The 20,428-nt window shown below is 61.5% G+C and carries 18 protein-coding genes; 5 read left to right on the forward strand and 13 right to left on the reverse strand.

Going from position 1 to position 20,428, the window contains the following annotated elements; all coding sequences use genetic code 11:
* The first annotated feature begins 11 nt into the window (after nucleotides 1–11).
* The 3 genes from BG57_RS11350 to BG57_RS11360 all read left to right on the forward strand — a co-directional run bounded on the left by BG57_RS11350 (nucleotide 12) and on the right by BG57_RS11360 (nucleotide 4,191).
* Nucleotides 12–227 (forward strand): hypothetical protein, encoded by a 216-nt coding sequence (locus BG57_RS11350; RefSeq protein WP_152562566.1) that lies wholly within the window; start codon nucleotides 12–14, stop codon nucleotides 225–227.
* Nucleotides 217–2,727: a bifunctional diguanylate cyclase/phosphodiesterase gene (locus tag BG57_RS11355; RefSeq protein WP_206539426.1), complete on the forward strand. Its 2,511-nt coding sequence runs from the start codon at nucleotides 217–219 to the stop codon at nucleotides 2,725–2,727. Before BG57_RS11350 ends, BG57_RS11355 begins: the two co-directional genes overlap by 11 nt.
* Before the next feature lie 126 nt (nucleotides 2,728–2,853).
* On the forward strand, nucleotides 2,854–4,191 hold the full coding sequence (locus BG57_RS11360; RefSeq protein ID WP_035963116.1) for an MFS transporter: 1,338 nt from the start codon (nucleotides 2,854–2,856) through the stop codon (nucleotides 4,189–4,191).
* Nucleotides 4,192–4,274: 83 nt separating this feature from the next.
* On the opposite strand, the gene BG57_RS11365 is transcribed toward BG57_RS11360, so the two are convergent.
* Nucleotides 4,275–5,381 (reverse strand): hypothetical protein, encoded by a 1,107-nt coding sequence (locus BG57_RS11365; protein ID WP_035963118.1) that lies wholly within the window; start codon nucleotides 5,379–5,381, stop codon nucleotides 4,275–4,277.
* Nucleotides 5,382–5,628: 247 nt separating this feature from the next.
* On the opposite strand from BG57_RS11365, the gene BG57_RS11370 reads away from it, so the two are divergent.
* A complete protein-coding gene (locus BG57_RS11370) occupies nucleotides 5,629–5,907 on the forward strand; it encodes a hypothetical protein (protein ID WP_152562567.1) in 279 nt (92 codons plus the stop codon).
* Between the two features lie 5 nt (nucleotides 5,908–5,912).
* Here BG57_RS11370 and BG57_RS11375 read toward each other — a convergent pair whose 3' ends face one another.
* Nucleotides 5,913–7,028, reverse strand: a complete 1,116-nt coding sequence (locus BG57_RS11375; protein ID WP_081850875.1) for a purine-nucleoside phosphorylase — start codon at nucleotides 7,026–7,028, stop codon at nucleotides 5,913–5,915.
* Nucleotides 7,029–7,659: 631 nt separating this feature from the next.
* On the opposite strand from BG57_RS11375, the gene BG57_RS11380 reads away from it, so the two are divergent.
* Complete coding sequence (locus tag BG57_RS11380) at nucleotides 7,660–8,514, forward strand: oxidoreductase (protein WP_035963120.1); 855 nt, start codon at nucleotides 7,660–7,662, stop codon at nucleotides 8,512–8,514.
* Between the two features lie 144 nt (nucleotides 8,515–8,658).
* On the opposite strand, the gene BG57_RS11385 is transcribed toward BG57_RS11380, so the two are convergent.
* The 11 genes from BG57_RS11385 to ehuB form a co-directional block, all read right to left on the reverse strand.
* Nucleotides 8,659–9,852, reverse strand: a complete 1,194-nt coding sequence (locus tag BG57_RS11385; RefSeq protein ID WP_035963121.1) for an aromatic ring-hydroxylating oxygenase subunit alpha — start codon at nucleotides 9,850–9,852, stop codon at nucleotides 8,659–8,661.
* A gap of 38 nt (nucleotides 9,853–9,890) precedes the next feature.
* Nucleotides 9,891–10,685, reverse strand: a complete 795-nt coding sequence (locus BG57_RS11390; protein WP_052005735.1) for a siderophore ferric iron reductase — start codon at nucleotides 10,683–10,685, stop codon at nucleotides 9,891–9,893.
* On the reverse strand, nucleotides 10,682–12,574 hold the full coding sequence (locus BG57_RS11395; protein ID WP_075583117.1) for an IucA/IucC family protein: 1,893 nt from the start codon (nucleotides 12,572–12,574) through the stop codon (nucleotides 10,682–10,684). The genes BG57_RS11390 and BG57_RS11395 overlap by 4 nt, the downstream gene beginning before the upstream one ends.
* 20 nt (nucleotides 12,575–12,594) lie before the next feature.
* Nucleotides 12,595–13,197, reverse strand: coding sequence for a GNAT family N-acetyltransferase (locus BG57_RS11400; protein WP_229753930.1), 603 nt, complete (start codon nucleotides 13,195–13,197; stop codon nucleotides 12,595–12,597).
* Nucleotides 13,187–14,416, reverse strand: coding sequence for an MFS transporter (locus BG57_RS11405; protein WP_035963122.1), 1,230 nt, complete (start codon nucleotides 14,414–14,416; stop codon nucleotides 13,187–13,189). Before BG57_RS11405 ends, BG57_RS11400 begins: the two co-directional genes overlap by 11 nt.
* Nucleotides 14,413–15,774: a lysine N(6)-hydroxylase/L-ornithine N(5)-oxygenase family protein gene (locus BG57_RS11410; protein ID WP_052005736.1), complete on the reverse strand. Its 1,362-nt coding sequence runs from the start codon at nucleotides 15,772–15,774 to the stop codon at nucleotides 14,413–14,415. The genes BG57_RS11405 and BG57_RS11410 overlap by 4 nt, the downstream gene beginning before the upstream one ends.
* Before the next feature lie 648 nt (nucleotides 15,775–16,422).
* The gene (locus BG57_RS11415) at nucleotides 16,423–16,875 is read right to left on the reverse strand and encodes a monooxygenase family protein (RefSeq protein ID WP_035963123.1); all 453 of its coding nucleotides are present in this window, start codon (nucleotides 16,873–16,875) and stop codon (nucleotides 16,423–16,425) included.
* A gap of 194 nt (nucleotides 16,876–17,069) precedes the next feature.
* Nucleotides 17,070–17,894, reverse strand: coding sequence for an ectoine/hydroxyectoine ABC transporter ATP-binding protein EhuA (ehuA, locus tag BG57_RS11420; RefSeq protein ID WP_035963296.1), 825 nt, complete (start codon nucleotides 17,892–17,894; stop codon nucleotides 17,070–17,072).
* 73 nt (nucleotides 17,895–17,967) lie between these two features.
* Entirely contained in the window at nucleotides 17,968–18,636 is a 669-nt protein-coding gene (ehuD, locus tag BG57_RS11425; protein ID WP_035963126.1) for an ectoine/hydroxyectoine ABC transporter permease subunit EhuD, read from the reverse strand.
* The gene (gene ehuC, locus BG57_RS11430) at nucleotides 18,633–19,316 is read right to left on the reverse strand and encodes an ectoine/hydroxyectoine ABC transporter permease subunit EhuC (RefSeq protein WP_174447210.1); all 684 of its coding nucleotides are present in this window, start codon (nucleotides 19,314–19,316) and stop codon (nucleotides 18,633–18,635) included. The genes ehuD and ehuC overlap by 4 nt, the downstream gene beginning before the upstream one ends.
* A gap of 50 nt (nucleotides 19,317–19,366) precedes the next feature.
* Nucleotides 19,367–20,221, reverse strand: coding sequence for an ectoine/hydroxyectoine ABC transporter substrate-binding protein EhuB (gene ehuB, locus BG57_RS11435; RefSeq protein ID WP_035963130.1), 855 nt, complete (start codon nucleotides 20,219–20,221; stop codon nucleotides 19,367–19,369).
* Between the last annotated feature and the right edge of the window lie 207 nt (nucleotides 20,222–20,428).

The following is a 20,428-nucleotide window of genomic DNA, read 5'->3' on the forward strand; positions in this document are numbered from 1 at the left end:
AAGTGATCCGCATGGTATCGACCAACACGCTCTGCAAACAGACACACTTTGAAGCGCACACGCCGATAATTGACAGCAATGCGCCGATGAAAGAGCTTCGCCACTTCAAAGACACTCAATCCCTCAAGTTTCCAAACCCACACGCCGACATAACGCTTAACTCGTTTTACAACACCCTCGCGCTGCAGTGGCACCAGCTACAAGAACCGGACAAAAATGGAACATAAGAACGCACCGGGCCTCCGAGTCATCGACTGCATGCTTCACGCGCACGACACGAGGCTCATGCTGCTCGCTTGCATCGTATGCGCTATCGGCATTTACGCATCCTTCGCGGTCGGACGACATGCCGCCCGCGCGTCGGGCAAAGCGCGGATTCACTGGGGCGTCGTCAATGTCGTGGCAAGCGGATGCACGGCGTGGGCGACCCACTTCATCGTGCTGCTCGCTTTCGAGCCGCACATGCCTGCGGCGTTCGAACCATTCCTGACGGCGGTGTCGCTGGCGTGCGCGATCATCGGCATCGGCGCGGGCGCAACCGTGTCGATCACCGATCCGCGCTCGCCACGACAGTTCCTGGCCGGGATGATCATCGGTACCGGCGTGGCGGCCCTTCACTACATCGGACAGAGCGCCTATCTGGTACAGGGCACGGTGTCATGGGACCTGGAACTGGTCGTGTCGTCGATTGCAGTGAGTCTGCCGTTGTTCGGCCTGTCCATGGTGGCGATCGCCAATCGCAACCGGCGCATCAGGCAGTGCGCCGCTCCGCTAATGCTCTTCGCGATCGCGCTGCTGCATTTCTGCGGCATGGCGGCAATGACGTTGCGCTACGATCCCAGCGTTGCCTTTCCCTCCGATGCCGTTTCTCCCCAGGCCGTTACGCCCGTCGTCGCCGGCGTTTCGCTCGCGCTGATCATGCTGGCGGTGCTCGGCTGGCGATTCGACCTTGCGGCGAAAGCGCGGCTCCGGCAAGACAGGCGACGGCTGCGCGACCTCGCCGACGTTGCACTGGAAGGCCTGCTCATCACCCAAAGCAACGTGATCGTCACGTCGAACAGCAGCATCGAGCGCCTGTCGGGCTTTGCACAGGACGATCTTGCAGGGAGGCATGTCAGCGCGCTGCTTCCGCACTTCGATCTCGCCGGCTTGCCCGAGAAGGAGGAGCGCGAAACGGAACTGGTCGGCGCGACAGGGCAGCGCATTCCGGTTCGCGTGCTTCGTTCCGAAGTACCACTGGGCCACAAGCTGCAGACCGTCATCGCGGTGCGCGACCAACGGGAACGCCTGCGCACCGAGGCGAAGATGCGCGCGCTCGCCTTTAACGATTCGCTCACGGGCCTGCCCAACCGCGCGAGCTTCTATGAGCTGCTTACGCTGCAAACCGCTGTTCCTGCCGATGCCGACAAGCCCTTCGCCGTGGTGTTGGTCGACCTCGATCGCTTCAAGCAAGTGAACGATACGTTCGGTCATCTCACCGGCGACACCGTCCTGATGCAGATAGCTGATCGGTTGCGGGCGCTCGTCAAGGCCGGCGACGTGGTCGCACGCCTCGGCGGCGACGAGTTCGCGGTAATGCACAGCGGCGCCCAGGCGGAAGCGGCGTGCGCGCTGTGCGTCGGCATCGTCGAAGCATGCAACAGCGGGACATTCGTCGTGGACGGTCAGTCGATTCACCTCGGCGCAAGCGTCGGCTTTGCGCTTTACCCGGCAGACGGCGGCGCGCCCGCTGAACTGCTGCGCAACGCGGATCTCGCGCTCTACGCGGCGAAAGCGGACGGCAAGGGAACGTATCGGCGTTACGAGTCCGCGTTGAACGACAAGACGCAGGAAAGACAGGCGCTGGAAGCCGGGCTGCGGCGCGCGCTGACGGACGGACAACTGGAGCTTCACTATCAGCCGCTGGTCGATGCCAAAACCGGTCGCATCGCCTCCGCGGAAGCGCTGGTGCGTTGGCGGCATCCCGAGCGCGGGCTCGTTTCTCCAGCGGAGTTCATCGAGATCGCGGAAGAGTCGGGCCTCATCATTCCACTGGGCAACTGGGTGCTGCGAACAGCTTGTGCCGAAGCGGCGACGTGGCCTGCGAACATCGGCGTGGCGATCAATCTTTCGCCCGTGCAATTCCGCGACAAGGCGCTGGCGTCGAATGTGGTATCGGCACTCAAGGAGGCCGGACTCGAGCCACAGCGACTCGAACTGGAAATCACTGAAGGCGTCTTGCTCATGGACGAGGCTCGCACGCTTCATACGCTGAACCATCTGCGTGCGATGCACGTGAGAATCTCGATGGACGATTTCGGCACGGGCTACTCGTCCCTGAGCTACATCCGCAAGTTTCCATTCGACAAGATCAAGATCGACCAGTCATTCGTTCGCAACATTCCTCACGACGCAGAGAGTGTCGGGATCGTGCGGGCGATCATCACGATGAGCGCATGTCTTGGGCTTCCGACCACGATGGAAGGCGTGGAGACAGCCGAACAGTTCGGCTTCGCTGTGTCTGAAGGCTGCAGCGCGATACAAGGCTATTTTGTCAGTCGCCCGGTTCCGGCTGCTCAACTTCGCACGCTGTTGGGACACGACACGTTATGTGCGAGCGTGGAGGGTGATGGTGTCGGGCGTTCAATCCTTGCAGATTCGCGCGACGAAGGGTTGGACAGTGCATCGAGCGATGAACTGGTCTTGCAGCATTCGGCTACTGACCGGAGCATCAACCGATACGCCTAACAGACACGCACGACAAGCAATCAACGATCGCCATACCCCCACGGTATAGCCTCAGTCCGCATCGGTATTAGACGCGCCGCGCGCCGCTCACTTACGCTCCGACGCATAACTCACAACGGAGACACCATGAGCACGCCTCTCGATATCGCGTCGCTGATCGATCGCGAACGCGTTCGTCCGTTTCAATGGACGGTCTTTCTGCTGTGCTTCGCGACCACGCTGTTCGATGGCTTCGATACGCAGGCCATCGCATACACCGGTCCTGCAATCGTCGCGGCATTCCATCTCGCCCCTGGCGATCTCGCGCCGATCCTCATCGCGGGCACGCTCGGCATGACCATCGGCGCGATGACGCTCGGGCTCGTCGGCGATCGCGTCGGGCGGCGTCCGGCGTTGCTCGGCGGCGTCGCGCTGTTCAGCATCGCATCGCTGGCGACAGCATTCGCGACCGGCACGACGCAGATCATCGCGCTGCGCTTCATCGCGGGGCTCGGTATGGGCGGTTGCACGCCGGTGCTGCTCGCGCTCGCGGCGGAGTATGGTCCGGCGCGGCATCGCGGCGCCATCATGACGGGCGTGCTGCTCGGCCTGCCCGCCGGCGCGATGCTCGGCGGACTGCTCGCGGCGCGGATGCTGCCGGTAATCGGCTGGCAAGGCGTGTTCGTGGTCGGCGGCGCGGCGCCGCTCGCGCTACTCGTGGTGCTCTGGTTCGTGCTGCCCGAATCGCTGCATTATCTCGTGACGCGCACGCGCGGCGATCATCGCGCGGTGACTGCGGTGCTGGCGCGCATCGTGCCGCAACCGTTCGCGCACGACACGCGCTTCGCCGTGAAGGAAGCCGCCGGGCGCGCGAGTGTCGCCGCGCTGTTTCGCGAGGGCAACGCCCGCAACACCGTGGCGATCTGGGCCGTCTATTTCTTCAACTGGATCGCGTGGTTCATGTTCCTGTCGTGGCTGCCGACGGTACTGAAAGCCGCAGGCCTGCCCGCCGCGCAAGCGCCGCTCGGCACGGTCGTCGTGAATGCTGTGTTCATCGTCTGCGCGATTCCGCTTTCCTGCGTGTTGCCGAAAGTGAGCACGCGGCGGCTGCTGATCGCGCTGCTTTTGCTCGGCATCGCGATTGCGATCGGGCTCGCTTACGCCGATACCTCGTGGGGACTCGTGTTTACGCTCGCGGGCGCGGCGGGGCTCGGCATCGGCGGGCAGCAGATCGCGCTCAACTACCTGGTCGTGAGCGCGTATCCGACGACGCTGCGCGCGACCGCCACCGGCTGGGCCATCGGCATGGGACGCGTCGGCGCGATCGCCGGATCGGCCGTCGGCGGCACGTTCCTGAACATGGGCGGGCCGAGCGGCTTCTATCTGACGCTCGCCGTGCCGCTCGCGGCGGCGCTGCTCGCCGTCATCGCGATCCGCACGAACGCGCGCGAAGCGGACGCGTCGCTCGTGACCGCCGCGCACTGACTGCGACACGAGGGCGGCGCGTTGCGGACGCTGTTCAGCATCGCCGATGCATGAACGGCGTCCGTCGCAAGCCGCAGCGTACGTTACTCGTTCGGCACGCCGATTTGCGGATCGGCGGGCGTCGCCGGATCGGGACTCACCGCAACGGGCGCATAGTTGACGACGTTCGGCAGTCGCGGATTGCTCGAGTTCGTACTGTCGAGGATGCGGGACTGAATCGTCGTGGTATCGGTCACGCCCCAGAAGTTGTTCGAGAAGTCGAGCGTATGAATCGCCGATGCAGCGTACGTGCCGTGAGCCGCAATCACCATGCGGTTCGTATTCGGCGAAGTCTTCTTGAACAGGAACGAATTGTTCTTCGCGATGCCGGCAGGCGCGCCGCTCGCCGGGAAATTGTCGATGAGCACGAGCGGATCGACCATGTTCACGAACAGGTTGTTCTGCACGATCACCGAAGGATCGAAGGCGAAGGCAGCCGAATCGACGAACGTGTTGTACTTGACCGTCGAGTTCTTGAAACTCGGATAGCCGTTCGTTCCCGCCTCGTAGGTGGTCACACCGGCGCGAACAATAGGCGTCACGTTCAGGCGGTAAGCCTGCGTGTAGGTCATCGAGAACGGCGCAGCGGGGCTGATCTGCACGAACGCGTCTTCGAGACGCGCATGCTGGATGCTCACCGTGCCGCCGCCCACATTGGCGTCGACGTTGCTGACCGTCACCCCCAGCAGTTGCGACTGATCGCTGCCACCCACGTTCAGCTTCCCGGCGACGTTGATGATTCCCTTAGTCGGAATCTTCCCGATGCAGTCGGCCGTGCATGGCACCGGCTTCATGCTCTCGACGATGACGCCATCCGGGATCGTGAGCGTAGCGCCCTTGGCTACCTGCACCGTGCCGGCGATGTAATAGGGCGATCCGCTCGCCGGCCATGTGGTGTCGGCCGAAATCACGGTGCCGTCAGCGATGACCGTTTGCGGCTGTGCGTAGACGTAGGCGGTGACGAGCTTGCCGGACGCATCGGAACAGACCTTGGCCGGGTCCGTCGTGAAGGGGCCGCCTGAACATGCGGCGGCAGTCGAGCTGGACGCAGGCGCGGCTGACGCTGCAGACGTCGCGCTGGTTTCACCGCCACCGCCGCCGCCACATGCCGCAAGCACAACGCTCAGTCCAACCGCCATGCGTGATTTCATGATTTTCCCCGTGGTCTTTTCGTAGTTGCTCGCCTGCTCCGAGGCGATGAGACACGAGGTTATCGAATGTGGCGCAAAGCGATTGTGCGCTGTTCCACTTATCGCGATGATTCGTCTTATGTTTGGAAGTTGCGCCGGGACAGGCTGACAGCCGCGAAGGTACGGGCTTAGACGACGTATGGACCGATGGTCGGCCGTTCGATCACGGCGGCATGGATGGGAAAGCATTAGCCTTTTGCAAAACGGCGTGGCAGCGTGGTCCGCCTCGTCGCTGTCGTACGATCGCATCGTGGCCCAGCAGCGGGTAAAGATCGTGCGCCGGCCGGCGCGCAGCGATCGCTTTCGAAACATGCTGACGAAGAGCCTCAGTTTCGCCTCGTCGTTCTCGCGCAGTACGGCGGCGGTGTCCTCGATTCTAGGTCTCGGTGAACCGGCTGTATCGCTTCTGGCGCATCAGCCGGCTGCCGATGCGGACCGGGCAGCGAACGGCCTCGCCAACCGTTCGCGGCCTGTCCTGAACGGATGACTTCTTCAGTGCGACGGCACGCCTTTTTGCCAAGCGCCCCAGTGCGTGACGATCTCCTTGACGACTGGCCCGCCCGTCAGATACAGATTCTGTATCGCCGGCGCGAAGCCGCCCTGTGAAGCGTAGTTGAGTAGATTGTCCGCAGCCGTCTGTCCTTGATACGGCCGGTCGAAGTCCGATCCGGTACGCAGCACCGCCACGCGCGACAAGTCCACCCGGTTCACGCTGGCCGCGCGCTTGAGCGCTTCGAACGTCGCGTTGTCTTCCTGCTGCGTCGTGCAATAGACGCCTTTACCGTCGGTCAAAAGACGCGTCCAGTCACGCGCTCGCTCGCCGATGTATTTGCCCGACCACCACGTATCGCCGGCGAGCGTATCGCACTGGATCACGGCGGGCGGCTGGTTCGCTGGCGCGTAGCTGAATTTTGCGCGGGCCACTTTGGCTTCATCGCTGTCGGACAGCTTGACGTTGCGCGAGATCGCGTAGGCCGCGTCCGCGAGGGATGCGTTGAGCGCGAACACTTCAGTGCGGTAATCGAGCGGCGGCTTCTCCTTCGGGCCTTTGGTGTTGATGCCCGTGAAGCCGGTTTCCCAGTCGGCGGGTTTCTCGCGTGCGTCCAGTTCCCACTGAATGCCGAAATCCACCAGATACTTCGCCCATGCCGCCGCGCCGACCGTGCCGCGAGCCGGATCGATGCCCGCGATTCCCGCGACCAGAAAGTACGTGTGCCGCAAATCGAACTGGTCGGAGAAGCCCAGCGCCATGATGGACGCCGCCGCATTGGTGTGGCCCATGCCCGTCGTCATCACGCAGACATCGTCGCGATTGCAGTTCACATTTGGGTAATCCGGCGATAACCCAGGCACCTTGACGGGCTGCCATGGACCGAGGTTGTCGAGCCAGACCTGACCTTCGGGGCCGAACATGGAGATGATCATGACCTTGACGTGCCGGCCACCGTTGTCATGCCGGTCGTAGCCGCGGTCGGAGTCGTCCTGTGCGGAAGCGCAGCCGGTGATGACCGAGAGACTCGTCAGCGCGACGGCGGCGTTCCTTGAGGTGAGAGCTTTGCGGGCGTGCCTTGCATAGACGTTCCGTCGAAACGCGGCAACTATTCTCATGGCAGGGTTCGTCCTCTTGGAGGTTCGAACTTCGAAGGAAAGCCGCACGAGCAAGCGACCCTTGTGGCGCGCCGAGCGATTATAGTCGGCATCGCGAAGGAAAGCTGCGGTGGACAAATGTGCCCTGTCGGCAGGCCGCGCGTCCCACAAGCAAGCTCGTTGTCAGGCACCGTCGGCGGGATTTAAAGCACCATCCTTGCTGATTCATGACCTCGAATGGATCAGGCTCGATTCGGCACGGACAGGCCGTGCTGACCCAAGTGCTAGAAACTCGCTGCGAAGTGCGGCATTTACATCGCGGACTCGTGCGCGCTTACAACGAGGTAACGGAGCGCATCGGCATCGTGCGCCGCCTGACTCATTGAAGCCGCATCACCACAGCGCGAATCACGACGAGCACGCGGAGATGCCTCGCCTATTCGATCGCGGCAAGTACGGCGAAGCGGGCATGCTGTTGCGCGCGCATATCACGTGTCGATGCTGAGCGAGGCACGCGCGAAGAAGCTGCCTTTCATCGGATGAGACGAAGAGGATAGAGGTCTGCCGAGTTCGGCGAAGCCGCCGCGAAACGGATAGCATAAAGCCCCACGGTCGACGACCGGACGCTATCCACACTCAATGGAGCTCGAACATGATGAATCGCGACAACCCCGTCTGGCTGATCACTGGCTGTTCGACCGGCTTTGGCCGTGAACTGGCGAAGGCGGTGCTCGAACGCGGCTGGCGCGCGGTCGTGACGGCCCGCGATGCGTCGAAAGTGCGGGATATCGTCGAGGGGTACGAGGACCGCGCGATCGCGTTGCCGCTCGACGTGCAGAAGGCCGATCAGATCGCGAGCGTCGTCGAGCAGACGAAGCAACGCTTTGGCCGCATCGACGCGCTCGTCAATAACGCGGGTTACGGCTATCTCGCGGCGATCGAGGAAGGCGAGGACGATGCCGTGCGCGACATGTTCGAGACGAACGTGTTCGGTCTCGTCGACATGACCAAGGCAGTGCTTCCAGTGATGCGGGCGCAGAAGAGCGGCATCGTCATCAATGTCTCGTCGATCGGCGGGCTCGCCAGCTTTGCCGCGACAGGGTATTACCACGGCACGAAGTACGCGGTCGAAGGCATATCCGAATCGCTCGCGGTGGAGGTGAAGCCGCTCGGCATCGACGTGCTGATCGTCGAGCCCGGCCCGTTCCGCACGAACTGGGCGGGGCCGTCGATCAAGGCATCGGCGATCGAAATTGCCGACTATGCCGCGACGGCCGGCGAGCGCCGCAAGCAGACCTCGGCGCGCAATGGCAATCAGGTTGGCGATCCGGTGCGCGCGGCGCATGCGATCATCGAAGCGGCGACCGCGGACGCGCCGCCGCTGCGTCTGCTGCTGGGAAAGACTGCGCTAGAACTGGCGCGCAAGAAGCTCGATACGCTCAAACGCGACTTCGACGCGTGGGAGAAGACGACTTTAAGCGCGGATTTTCCCGACGATCAGGGGTAAGCGCGTCGTTCCGCAGCAGGGGGCAGTACCGTCGCCGGTCCTGCCTTGCTGACGCGTTCGGAGCGTGCGCCTGGCGCTCGGCCACGGTTCGCGTATCTGCTTGCTGAGACACGCTGCCAGCACGACTTCGTTGCGCATACGCTGTCACTCCCACCCCTCACCAAGCGCCCGGCGATACCACGCATGAAAGTGCCGCATGCCATCTTCTAGCGGCGACTGATACGGACCGGCATCGCTCACGCCACGACGATGCAGCCTCAGGCGACCCGCATCCATGCGCTCCGCGATCTCGTCGTCCTCGATCATCGTTTCCAGATACGCGGCGCGTTGCGCATCGACGAACTCGCGCTCGAACGCCGCGATTTCCTCGGGATAATGAAACTCGATGACGTTGAGCGTCTCCTGCGGCCCCTTGGGATACAGCGTCGAAACGACGAGCACGTGCGGATACAACTCGATCATGTGAGTCGGAAAATACGCGAGCCATATCGCGCCGAAAGCGGGCGGCTCGCCGCCGTCGAATGCCAGCAGCCGGTCGTGCCATGTTCCATAAACGTCGGAGCCGGCTTGAGCGAGCGCGTTGTTCACGCCGACTCTTTGCATGCTGTAGGTCTCGCCGAAATCCCATTCGAGATCGTCGCAAGTCACGAAGCGGCCCAGCCCCGGATGAAAGGGCGCGACGTGGTAGTCCTCCAGATAGACTTCGATGAAGGTCTTCCAGTTATAGCGGCATGTGTGAGTTTCCACGTGATCGAGGACATAGCCGGATAGATCGAATTCAGGGCGCGCGAAAACGTCCGCCAGGTCACGCGCTGGATCGCGCGGGCCTTCGTATAGCAGACCGTGGAAGTCGTGCAGTGGGAACCGCTCCAGATTGCGGCATGGCTTTCGATCAAATTCAGGCGCACCGATCAATTCGCCGTGGCCATCGTAGGTCCAGCGATGCAGTGGGCACACGATGTTGCCGCCCGTCGCTGCCAGATTGCCGCGCGTGAGCGTGATCGACTTCGCATCGCCGCCTGACATGACGCCGACGTTGCCCGCCTCGCCGCCAAGCATCAACGCTTGCCGGTGACGGCATACGTTGGACAGCAACTGCACGCCGTCTTGGCCGCGCACGAGCACGCGCGCGCCATCGTCCTGAGGCAGACGGCGCCAGTCGCCCGCGTTCGGCACCGTCTGCTCATGCGCGACGTAGCGAGCCGATTGCGCAAAGATGTGCGTCATTTCCCGCTCGAAAAGCGCCTCGTCGAAATAGGCGCTCGCGGGCAATTGCAAGCGAGCGTCCTGCGCATCGTCGGGCAGCGCGAGATGCGTGAGGTTGCTGATGTCGTTCATCGATGAATCCCTTTTGCGCGGACGCTGCGCACCTGCGATCAGGCGTCGAGTGCAGCGTCCCGTTCCATGTTCAGGCGCACGATGCGCTCATGCTTCGCGAGGCGTGGACAGGTGCTGCACAGGTCGCCCTCGCCGCGTCGATAGTGATAGCAGCAGGTCTTCCGGTCGAGTGCGAGCGCGCATGAACCGTCGGTGCGCTCGAACGCGAAATAGCCGCCGTGCCCGTCGAGGGCAAGCGCGTCGAGCCATCGCAGGCCGAGTGCTTGCACGTGCGTGTCGCTCCAATCGGGCCGCGCCTTGCGAGCGGCCAGCAACGCCGCAAGCACGACATCGGCCAGCGTGCCGTTCACCATCGCGGGATTGAGGCGGATGACCGGCATGAGGTCATCGCGCATCTGCCGCGAGCACGCGGCGATCTCGCTGGCAGCATGCGTGATGAGTGCCGCGCCTGCGCAGTGCTCGGGTGCGTGATCGGGCATGCGGACTTCGCGAGTCCATCCTCGATCGATTGGCTGCGCGATGCGTGCAAGCGATAACGACGCGCCCGCTGCATGCACGCCGATCACGCTCAGATAGACCGGCTGCCAGATTAGAACGCCCCAGCAGCGCGACGCCCAGTACGCACGTCCCGCTTCGGGATATGCGTTCGCCCAGTAAGCGAGCAGCGCGTCAAGCGCGGCGCGGTTCGGCGCATGTGGTCCGCCACGAACATGCACGTGATCGCCGACGCCTTCGCTCCGTGCGGTGTCGTCGACGATACCGCTCAGCCCCGGTACGAGTCGCGCCGCGACATCGAGCAGATTCTCCAACGTGCAGTTCGTGCGCTTGCTCATGCGTCGACGGATTCCGCGTTCGCATGAGCCACCGCAGTCGGCCTTGCACTCAGCGCGGCGCGACGTCCGGCAAGCGGATTGCGCAGGTTGCCCGCCATCTTCAGATTAGCAGCGGGATCGGCGAGATTCACCATCTGCAGGTTGTTGCCGAGCTGAAGGCGGTTCAGGCACGAATGCAGAAACTCGGGCGCGAAGAGGTCGTACTTGGCGAACTTCGCCGCAAGTTGCGGATGTTCGTCCTGATAGCGCGCGACACAACGCGCCACTGCGTTCCAGAAGTCGTCTTCGCTGCACACCCGGTGCTCGACGAGAATCTGGTTCACGTAGCGGAAAAAGCCGTCGAAGACATCGATAAAAATCGCGAGCAGCTTGACGTTCTCGGGCACATCGACGGCAAGGCGCTGCACGTTGGCGGGCAGGTTCGCGTCCTTGTTGAGAATTGCGGATTCCTCGGCGATGTCCTTCATGATCGCGCGCACCGGCACGTTGTTCTCCATCACCAGAATCAGGTTCTCGCCGTGAGGCATGAAGACCAGATCGTGAGCATAGAAGCAATGCACGAGCGGCGCGAGATAGGCATCCAGATAACGCTCGATCCACGCTGGCCCGCCGAGTCCGGAGGCCTCGATCAGCGCAGGCAGCAGCGCGCGGCCTTCGCGGTCGGTGTGAAGGAGCGCGGCCATCGTCATCAGGCGCTGTCCATCGGAGACGAGCGAGAGCGGATTCTCGCGCCACAGCGCGGAAAACATCTTCTTGTAAGGGCTATCCGTCTGAACGGCCGCCTCGTAGTAGCGATTCCTGAAGCCGAGCGACGCCACCTCGCGCAGGATCGTGAAGCCCTTGCCGCGCAAGTAAGGATCGGCTTCGACCATGCCTTTGATGAAGTCGTTGATCGCCGGCGTGCCCGACATGTAGTAAGGCGAAAGGCCGCGCATGAAGCCCATGTTGAGAATGGAGAGGGAGGTCTTCACATAACGCTTCGACCTGTCCGATACGTTGAAGAACGTGCGGATGGACTGTTGCGCGAGATAGCGGTCGTCGCCATAGCCGAGACAGATAATGCGATTCGTCGCCACATACGACGCAAAAGCGATCGAGAGCTTGTTGAACCACTGCCACGGATGCGCGGGCATCAGGTGATAGTCGTCGGGGTTGCCACCGTGGGCTTCGATGATGCCGTGAAAGTGCGAGATGGCCGCGCCGCCGAGCTCTTCGTCCATCAGCCGGTCATAGTCGATATCTTTCGCGCTGTGAAACGCGGCGTTGTCCTTGTGCACCGCGAGCCATACGAGCTGGATCGGCGACGCCGCCTCTGGCGCGAACGCGCGATAGTCGCCCGCGTCGAAGCCGAGCCGTCCGTTGTTCGCGACGAAGCCGGGATGGCCTTCGCTCATCGCGGTTTCGATTGCCTGAAAATCGGCGCTAAGTAGCGCAGGCGTATCGGGTCCATCCTTCACTTGCTTATAGGCCGCACCGTAGAGCGTGCTGCTGATTTCATCGAGATAAATGGGAAGGTTGTCTTCCCGGATACCCAGACGCGCCTTCACATCGAGAATGAACGCGAGTGCGTCGAGGGCTTGCGGCACGCCCTCCTGCGTGCAGACGATGCTTTCTGCGCGAATGCTCCAGTGACGCAACGCCAGCAGACGCGCTTCGAACCGATAGACGCGCGTACCGTCGTCCGATTCGAGTTCATACCGCGCATAACCGTCGCTGGCTTCATCGGCAAGACGGCGTGGTTCGACGATCAATTCGTGAGCGTATTCGGCGATGGCCTTGCGAATCAGCATGCGGTTCGCTCGCTCCCAAACCTCGGGCGTAAGATGATGCGCGGCATCGGCGGGCTGAAGAAGCGTGTGTTGCATCGTGGCGCGAGTGTCGATGGTCATAAGAATATATTCCTTGTTGATTAGTGATCCGTATTGATAACGCGATAGAAATCGTCGCGGGTGCAGAATGCGAGCGATGCGGTCTTGTCGCGGAACGCCACGTTTTTCCAGTAGACGAATCCGGCGGAACGATTGAGCGCATGGATGCGAGTATTCCCGGCATCCGGTTCGACGACGATGCGCTGCGCGTGAAGGTGGCTGAACAGGAACCTCATCACGGCGCGGAATACACGACGCGTATAGCCCGGAATCGGCGTCGCTGCCGGGCCGACGAACAGATGCATGCCGAGGTCGCCCCGCTCGGGGATGTAATGCTCGCCGACCTCTTCGTGCGCCGGGTCATACGTTTCGATGAGAAACGCGGCCTTGCCATGCCGATGCGCGAGCCAGGCATCGGCATGATTCGAATCGACGATATCCTGATAGAACGCCGCCACTTGCGCGACGCTCCAGTCGCGCATGTTCCAGAACGCGGCACGATCCTCGATGAACCACCGATGCAGCGTCGGGGCGTCGTGTTGCGCGTCGAGCGGGCGGATGTCGAAGCCATCGATATGAGCGTCGGGTATCTCGCACGTTGCATCGAGCAGGGCGATTTCGTGAGCGGCAATATCAGTTCGCACGGGCGCGGACTCCTGTGTCGGAAAGCTGGTCGGTATGAATGGATGCGGGCGCATCCGTACGCGGGCGGCCGAGTAGGTACACGCTGATGAGCGTGGTCGCCGCAAGGCCCGCCGCTGCAACGAAGAACGGCGCGCGCAGACCTGTCTCGTCGACGATCGCGCCCGCTGCGAAGGACGCGAGCAGCACGCCGACGTTCTGGAAGAAGTTGACGACGCTATAGTCCGACGCATAAGACGCGGGCGTGCTCAACGAGAACATGGTGACGTCGAGCTTGACGACGATCTGGAACAGCGCCCAGCCGAACATCACGCGGCCCACGATGATCCATAGCGGCGCCTCGATGCCTTGCAACAGCATGCCGGTCGCGCAGATCAGCAGATTTGCAATCAGGTGATCCGGCAGCCGCTTGCCGCGTTGCGCGATGCGCTTGTTGAGGCGCAGGGCCACCAGCGCAACCATGCCTGGAATCGCGAACACGAGACCGGGAACGAGTTCGCCCTGTCCGCCGGTGACCGACTGCCAATACGAGGACATGAACGGGCGGACCAGATACACGCAGAAGTCGAATACGAGCATGAGCAACGCAAGGCGCAGGATCGGCAGTCGCTTGCGCAGACTCGGGCGCACGGATGCGTCCCGCGCTTCGTCGGCGAAGCGGCAGCGTCGCGCGATGCGATGCGAGCGGATGAGGCTCATGCAGATAGCCATCTGAACGAAATCGCCAGCGGCCATCGCGAAGATGCACGCATGCGCGCTCCACACCTGCATGACGAAGCCGCCAGCCGCGGCGCCTGCAATTGCGCCGAAATGCACGACGGCGGACAGCACGCCGATGGTATGCGCATGTGACTCTTTTGCTTCGAGCCGCATCATGTAGGGATACATCAGCAGGTAGCTGCTCTTGCACATGAACATGGCGAGCGAGAGGACCCAGAAGTGCGCGACCGTCGGAGCAAGATAGCTTGCCAGCGAGAGTACGCCCGCCGCGCATTGCGTGTAGACCAGCAGATGCATGGCGTCCAGCCGCTTCGCAATGCGTGCCCATAGCGGCAGCGTCAACATGACGACGATGGAGATGAACGCCACGTAAGCGCCCGCGTGCAAGGGACTCGTCACGCCATATCGGGCGGCGAAGAACTGCGGATAGAACGGAATGAGGATCGCATCGCTTACGACGGCGAACGTCGTCATCGCGATGATGGTATTGCGCAGATTCATTGCGCCTCCAGCGGCGACTTCACGAACGCGTCGGTGTCCGGCACGGAGAAGTCCTGCAATGCGATGCGTCGCTCGATCTTGTAGTGCTCGACGCCGGTAATTTCGCGCAAGATGCACGAGTTGCGATAGCAGCTCATGCCAAGGTCCGGGTTCGTCAGACCGTGGCTGTAGAGGCCTGCGTTTTGCACGAATATTTCGCGCTCGTTCAGGTCGATCGCATAGTTGCGCGAGAGCCGATAGCGTCCTTTTTCATCCCAGCGAATGCGGCTGCGAATGCCGTCGATGAAGCGCGGCACGTTCTGCGTATAGCCGGTAGCGAACACCGCGCCATCGGTGACGTGCGTGTACTGGACGCCTTCATCGCGCTGAACGAAGCGCAGGTGATAGCAATCGTTTTCGTCGTAGTGACAACCAGTAAGCTCGGAATTGGTGATGAGCCGGGCGTTCGTGTGGCCGCGGCTGCGACGGTCGTCGAGACGGTCGTAAATCTGATTGATGAGCGATGCGTTGACGCCCTTGTAAAGACTGTCCTGCTTCGCGATGATGCTTTCGCGCACGCTGTCCGACAGGTTGAAGAAGTAGTCGATATAGTCCGGCGAGATCATTTCAAGCGTGAGCTTGGTGTTTTCCATCTGGAAGAAGCGGGGCGAGCGGGTGATCCACGTTAGCGAATAGCCGTGCTCGTCGCTCTCTTTCAACAGGTCATAAAATATTTCGGCGGCGCTTTGTCCACTCCCGATCACGGCGATGGAACGCTTCTTCTGAACTTGAGGCTTCTGTGAGGTGTACTGAGCGCTGTGGACACAACGATCCCGCACGGGCTCGCAACAGGCCGGCAACTGCGGTACCGACCCCACGCCGATGACGATCCGCTTCGCGCGATAAACGAAGGGTTCCCCGCTGCGTACATGTTTGCCGGTGACTACATAGTGGCTGTCGTTCTCGTCGTAATCGATTCGCTGCACGTCCGAGCCGAACGCAATGCTCTTTAGCTGGCGTATCGCCCATTTGCAGTAGCGGTTGTATTCAGCGCGGCTCAGGTAGAAGCGCTCGCGAATGTAATACGCATATAGCTTGCCTTCTTGCTTGCAGTAATTGAGAAAGCTGAACTTGCTCTTGGGATCGGCAAGGCTCACGAGATCGGCCAGAAACGGGTTCTGCAGCGTGGTGTCGTCGATCAGCATGCCGGGATGCCAGTCGAAATCCTCGTTGCGTTCTAGGAATACGCCGCGCAGATCGCGTATCGGATCGGCGAGACAGGCGAGACTGAGATTGAACGGCCCGAGGCCTATGGCGACGAAGTCGAGCACAGGCGAGCGCGACGCATGGCGGCTTGCTCGTACGCTCGGATCGGACATGAAGTGAGTTTTATCTGGACCGCACGTTGCCATGTTCAGCTACCTCATGGATGACGAAGGTGAAAAAGGGCGCGCGTCGAGACACATTGGTCGTCGACACGAATCGGTATCTCTTATGCGTGAATGCGAATCATTCGCTTTTAAGGATGATAGGAAACGCCGTGTCGAAACGCAAGAGGGTTTCGTTAGCGGTTCGGCTATTTGACGAGTGGGAGCGCTGAACCAGCGCTGGCACTCAGGCAACCTTTGTTCACGCGAAGTCTGCGTGATCAAAGGTTTAGCGCACGTCTGACGCGAAGCCCGAGGGGTTGAGCCCTCTGTTATCCACCACTAATTAATTCTTCTGGCCCGCTCGAAGACCCTGTGATAACTGAGGGGATACGCGACCGAATGCTTGGTCACATGTACCATCCGAGCCCGGTAAGAGTCGACGATTAACGATTGAGTGCGCTGCGAGCAGGCTTCGCGAACATCGCCAGATCATGCTATTGCTCACGTCGGTTATGGCGCATGCGCGCGAAGTCGACGCGTTCCGTCAGCGACCTCCAGCGCATTCGCATCCCACCTGAGACGACCTCTTTCGGGCGACAAGCACCACATTCGGAAAACGCAGTGCTTTAATGCGAGCGATCCAAGTTTCCAGAATGCCTAGTCCGCTCCCATCCGCTGCCGCGCGCTCATGAAAGGGCCGGTCGGCTGGCGTTCGGGCGCGAAGCGGTCGAAGCCCGCGGGCTCGGGCATGTCGATATAGACCGCCTCCATTCCTTGCCGGCTATACGTTTCATGCCAGAAGCCTGCGCCGCGGCTATCGCGCAGGAAGTCACGCCACCAGCGGGAATGGGGCTCGCTGCGAGTGAATGCTTCGAGACTCTCGAGATCGCGCCAGTACTGACGAATACCGATATGGTTGAGCGCGAAGAACACTTGCTGACTCGAGAGCAAGCCATCGGGCGGATTCGATTCGATCTGCCGCAGCCCTTTGCCGATGCCTGATATCGCCGCAATTCCTCGCAGCCGGCGCACGCGGAAGCCCAATAAGACGACGACGAGATTCGGATAGGCACTGAGATCGACGGACCTGCGGACGACGGACGCTTGCATGGCGGCTCCTTGCTGTTGATGCTGTAAGCATAGTCGCCGATGATCCGCTTGTACGTTGACAGTCGCGAGAGGTTTCGTCGTCGGCGCAAAGCAATCCTTCTCGCGCAACGACTAGTCGCTCGTTCCAGGCCGTGCTCGAAGTCGTTCACATACGGTATGTGAAGCCGATTACGCCGATGCGCGACGATCGGCGTCTACAAAGCCTCCGTCACCGCACGCAAAAACTGTTGTGTCCGCTCATGCTGCGGTGAAGAGAAGAACTGCTGCGGCGGCGCTTGCTCAATAATTTTCCCTTGCGAAAAGAAGCACACGCGATCGGCAAAATCCTTGGCAAACCCCATCTGATGCGTGACCATCAGCATCGTCAGATCGTGCTCCGCGCCGAGACGGCGAATTACATTGAGCACTTCACCACACAGCTCAGGATCGAGCGCAGACGTGACTTCGTCGAAGAGCATGACCTTGGGACGCATTGCAAGCGCACGTGCAATGGCGACGCGCTGCTGCTGTCCCCCCGATAGCTGCGACGGATAGTGATTGCACTTCTCGTCGAGACCGACCATCGACAACAGCTCGCGCGCCCGTTCGGCGGCTTCCTTCTTCGACAGACCCAGCACGCTGATCGGCGCTTCTATCGTGTTCTGCAAGGCCGTCATATGCGGAAAGAGATTGAAGCTTTGAAACACCATGCCGATCTTGCTGCGCACCTTGCGAACATGCCGCGGTGACGCCGGTATCAGCTTGCCATTACGTATCTCATGCGTCAGCGGTTCTCCATCCACTTCGATGACGCCATGGGTCAGCGGGTCGAGCGTCATCAGCACGCGCAGCAGCGTCGATTTACCCGAACCGCTCGGCCCGATGATCGCCACTTTCTCATTGCGTGCGACGTCGAGGTCGAGGCCATCGAGCACGGTCAGCGGGCCATAGCGTTTCGTCACGTTGCGAAAGCGCACGATCGGTGTGTCGGCATTGGCGGCGGCCGCCGCGCCCAGTGCAGGGTCGAGGTCTCGTTTCATCTGCTGCTCCTGAAGATCCATTTCCGTGCGCCGTCCGCCGGGTTCGAGTGTTCACCACGCGTGATGTCCTGCATCATGGCAAGCGCACGCGTCGTTCCAGGTGACGCACGCCCGAGGCGAAGGTCACGCTGATGATGAGAAAGAAGATGCCGGTCATGGTGATCGGCTCCAGATACCGGAAGGTCTCCGAACCAATATTCTTGGCTTGCTGCATCAACTCGACGACGGTGATTGCGGACAGCACAGGGGTGTCCTTGAACATCGCGACGAGATAGTTGCCAAGCGCGGGAATCACAGGACGTATCGCCTGCGGAAGAATGACGCCGCTATACGTGCGCCACGGCGAGAGCGACAGCGCACACGACGCTTCCCACTGCCCACGCGCCACGCCGTTGAGCCCCGCGCGATACACCTCCGACACATAACAAGCGTAGTGAACCGCAATGCCGATGGTTCCTGCTGTCAGAGCGGACATCGTCAGCCCATAAAGTGGAGCGACATAGAACAGCACATACACCTGAATCAGCAACGGCGTGCTGCGTATGAACTCGATGAAAAAGGCCGTGATCTTCGCAACAGGCGCGATGTCACTGCGCCGCAGAATGGCGAGCACGAGCCCGAGAACCAGCGCTATCGCGAAGCCGATCAGCGTAATGCCGATGGTGTAGGTCGCCGCGCGTGCGAGTTGGGGGAGGATATGCAGCGCATACTTCACATCGAACAATTGGCTAAGTGTGCTCATGATGCAGCCCTCGGAACGGCACGACGCACGGCGACATGGCTGCTGACGCGCCGCTCGAAATAGCGCATCACGGTCGCGATGATCTGCGCCAGGACGAAGTAGATGAGCAGCGTGAGCGCAAAGATTTCGGCGGTCTTGAAGGTCGCTTCGTCGAGCTGGCGCGCGCGGAAGGTGAGGTCCGACAGCGTGATGAGCGACACGAGCGACGTCCCTTTTAGCAATTCGATCATCAGGTTCGTCGCGGGCGGCAATGCATAGATCATCGCCTGAGGCAGCACGATCCGGCGCAGCCTTGCCGACGCCGGCATGTTCAGCGCGAGCGCCGCTTCATACTGGCCGCCCGGCACCGAACGCAACGCCCCGCGCAGAATCTCCGAACCGTACGCGCCGTAATGCAGGCCAAGACCGACGATCGCGACCGTGAACGGCGTCAGTTGGAGATTGAACGGCGGCAAGGGCAGCACGAAGAATAGCCAGAACAACTGCACCAGGAGCGATGTGCCGCGAAAAATCTCGACGTACGCGTTGCCGGCCCATCTCAGGATTCGATACGGCGCCGTGCGCACCACGGTTGCAACGCACGCCATGATGATCGCCAGAAGAATACTGAAGATCGCGATCTGGATCGTGACGAGCGTGCCCTTCATCATCAAGGGTAGAAGCTCATTGAGGTCACTCATGACGGGTCCTCGTTAATGGGTGCATGCAGCGCGCGCCTCGACTGAAACGTTTATCCGCCGCAGAGCTCAGGCGCTTTCTTGGTGGTCACGTTGGACTTGTCGAAGCCGAACGGACCGACCGTCTTCAAGTGATCGTCGGTGCCGAGCCATGCATGCAGTTCCTTGTTGACGGCATCGCGCAAGTCGGTGTCTTCGGGGCGAAAGGCCAGCGCGCCATAGCCCGTATGTTTGGGATCGTCATTGAACTGGCTGATGGCTTCCACCTGGGGGCCGCCCTTCGAGGCGAGACCCTTCATCGTCAGCGCGGTTCCGACGGCGGCATCCGCACGGCGTGCACGCACGGCCTGCAATTGCGCGGTCGTGTCGGGTACCTGAAGAATCTGATCGTCCTTGATGCCCGCCTCGCGCGCGTAGCCGAGTTCCGCCGTTCCCGCCATCACCGCGAGCTTGGTGTCCGGTTGTTTGGCGACATCGGCATAGCTGTGAAGATTCTTCGGGTTGCCCTTCATGGTCAGAAGCGTGTCGGGGATCTGGTACTGCGGATCGGCAAAGGCAACCTGCTTGCAGCGTTCCGGGGTGATGTACATGCCGGCCGCGATGACATCGAAACGGCCCGCCTTGAGGCCCGGAATCAAGGCGCCCCATTCTGTCAGCACCGCATCCACTTTCTTGACACCGAGCTTCGCAAAGACCTTCTTGGCGATTTCAGGCGATTCGCCCGTCACGGTGCCGTCGGCCGTCGTATAGGCAAACGGCGTTTCGTTTGCATAGCCGATGCGCACCTCGCCCGTGCGCTGAATGCGCTGCAGCGTCGTCTCGGCGCTTGCGCTTGCAGCATAGCCCGTGAAACTCGCCGTCGCGACGCAAGCCGCTACCAGCATTCCAGACAGTCGCTTCGTCTTCATATCGTTCCCGTTCGTATGGTTGGTCTTTGCTCGGAGAATCAGGCCGCATGACGCCGCGACACCGGAGAAACCCTTATGGCTGAAGCCGTTGAGCGGCCTTTCAACGCAGCCACGATGCAGAATACAAAGCCATATTTGTGTTGCGATTGCTCTAGGACAATTATTTTCGAACGCGCTTTTGCGCCACTATTGGGCATGGGCGAAGCG

Source organism: Caballeronia grimmiae (genome assembly GCF_000698555.1).
In the GTDB taxonomy this organism is placed as follows: Bacteria; Pseudomonadota; Gammaproteobacteria; order Burkholderiales; family Burkholderiaceae; genus Caballeronia; species Caballeronia grimmiae.